2 protein-coding genes and 1 pseudogene are annotated in these 2,118 nt (G+C 61.8%); 1 reads left to right on the top strand and 2 read right to left on the bottom strand.

What is annotated here, in order from left to right; genetic code table 11:
• Both HX846_RS34945 and HX846_RS34940 read right to left on the bottom strand, forming a co-directional pair.
• Positions 1-522, bottom strand: a 522-nt coding sequence (locus tag HX846_RS34945; protein WP_178967227.1) for a sulfurtransferase, incomplete at its 3' end; no start/stop codon positions are given.
• 39 nt (positions 523-561) lie between these two features.
• Positions 562-1,233, bottom strand: a complete 672-nt coding sequence (locus HX846_RS34940) for a TetR/AcrR family transcriptional regulator (RefSeq protein WP_003213791.1) — start codon at positions 1,231-1,233, stop codon at positions 562-564.
• A gap of 146 nt (positions 1,234-1,379) precedes the next feature.
• On the opposite strand from HX846_RS34940, the pseudogene HX846_RS34935 reads away from it, so the two are divergent.
• Positions 1,380-2,096, top strand: a pseudogene (locus tag HX846_RS34935) (aldehyde dehydrogenase family protein); the annotation flags it as partial.
• Positions 2,097-2,118: the final 22 nt, after the last annotated feature.

Genomic DNA, 2,118 nt, shown 5'->3' with positions numbered 1-2,118 from the left:
CAGGGTCAGGCCGGGCTGGCCAAGGCGTTTCTGCAGGTGTTCGGCGTCCAGTTGCAAGTGGTTGTCCGGCGTGCCGCTGAAGGTGCCGGGCTCGATCACCGGCGCATCCAGGCTCAACGGGAAGCCCGCCGCGTGCCAGGCTTTCAGGCCGCCATCGAGGATGAACACACCGTCGCGCTTGCCCAGCCAGGCCAGCAGCCACCAGGCACGGGCGGCATAGGCACCCGGGCCGTCGTCATACAAAACGATATCGCTGTCGGCGTTAACGCCCCATGCCCGCAGTTGCCGGATAAACGCATCCGGCGCCGGCAACGGATGGCGACCGGTCACGCCCTTGATTATCGGCCCGCTGAGGTGGCGCTCCAGATCGGCATACTGCGCCCCTTCGATATGCCCTTCGGCGTAGCTGCACAGGCCGTAGTCCGGGTCTTCCAGGGCAAAGCGGCAATCGAGGATCACCAGCCCGCCGGACTTCTGGCGCTCGGCCAGTTGCTGGGGGCTGATCAGTTGGGCAAGCGGCATGACTGACTCCTGTGGCTAGGTTAGCGTTCGGGAAACATCCTACTTCACTTCTTCCAGCGCCTGATTCAACGGCACGTAAAACTCTTTGAACAGTGCATCCACCGCGTCCTTGGCCTTGGGGGTGATAAACCCGGCTTCCAGCACCAGCACCTGGTACACACCGCGCTTGATGGCCTCAGCGCTCAGGTGCGTGGACTTTTCATTGGTGGTGCACAGGAAGCGCACCCATGAGGTGAGGATGATCCAGGCGTTGAGGGTCAGGGCTTCGGTTTGCACCGGGTCCATGTTCAGGATGCCGGCATCGACAAACCCCTGGTAGATGGCTGCGCCCTGGATCAGGCAACGCTGGGAGAACCGCCGATAGCCGGTGGCCAGCTCCGGGTCGCTTTCCAGCAGGTGTTCGAGGTCACGGTGCAGGAAGCGGTAGCGCCACATGCCGGCCAGCACCGCCTGCAGGTAGAAGCGCTTGTCTTCCACGGTCACCGCACGGCCCTGGGGCGGGCGCAGGAAACTGTCCACCAACGCTTCGTACTCACGAAACAGCACCGCGATAATCGCCTGCTTGTTGGGGAAGTGGTAGTACAGGTTGCCCGGGGAAATTTCCATATGGGCAGCGATATGGTTGGTGCTGACACTGCGCTCGCCCTGCTGGTTAAACAGCTCCAGGCTGGTTTGCACAATGCGCTCGCTGGTCTTTACTCGTGGTGCCATGGGAAATCAACTTCTAGACCCGTGATGGCGGCATCTTACGGACTATCCTTGTCCGGATAAATCGGCACGTTGTGCAATGTTATTTGACAATTTAGAGCAATGACTCTAAAAACTGAAGCATTCCAATAACAATCGGGAACTTCGCCATGTCTGCCAACGTTGCCTACCTGCAAGATTCCCAGGCGCTGGACCAGCTCCAGGAACTGTTCGACGCCCAGCGCCAAGCCTACGCCGCCAACCCGATGCCGCCGGCCGCCCAGCGCCAGCAATGGCTCAAGGCCTTGCGCGAGCTGTTGAGTGACGAGCGCCAGGCGCTGATCAACGCCATCAGCAGTGATTTCAGCCACCGCAGCGCCGACGAAACCCTGTTCGCCGAACTGATGCCCAGCCTGCATGGCATTCACTACGCCAGCAAACACCTCAAGGGCTGGATGAAACCTTCCCGCCGCGCTGTAGGCATTGCCTTCCAGCCCGCGTCCGCCAAGGTCATCTATCAACCCCTGGGTGTGGTCGGGGTGATCGTGCCCTGGAACTACCCGTTGTACCTGGCCATCGGCCCGCTGGTGGGTGCATTGGCGGCCGGCAACCGGGTGATGCTCAAGCTCAGCGAATCCACCCCCGCCACCGGCCAGTTGCTCAAGGCGCTGCTGGCGAAGATCTTCCCCGAGGACCTGGTGTGCGTGGTGCTCGGCGAGGCTGAAGTGGGCATGGCGTTTTCCAAGCTGCGCTTCGACCACCTGCTGTTCACCGGCGCCACCAGCATCGGCAAGCACGTGATGCGCGCGGCGGCCGAACACCTGACGCCGGTCACCCTGGAACTGGGCGGCAAATCACCGGCTATTGTTTCCGCCGACGTGCCGCTAAATTAAGCCGCCGAACGCATCG

The sequence above is a fragment of the Pseudomonas sp. K5002 genome, from assembly GCF_013386655.1.
In the GTDB taxonomy this organism is placed as follows: Bacteria; Pseudomonadota; Gammaproteobacteria; order Pseudomonadales; family Pseudomonadaceae; genus Aquipseudomonas.
The sequence above is the reverse complement of the archived record's forward strand: the minus strand, read 5'-3'. Positions and strand labels throughout refer to the sequence as shown.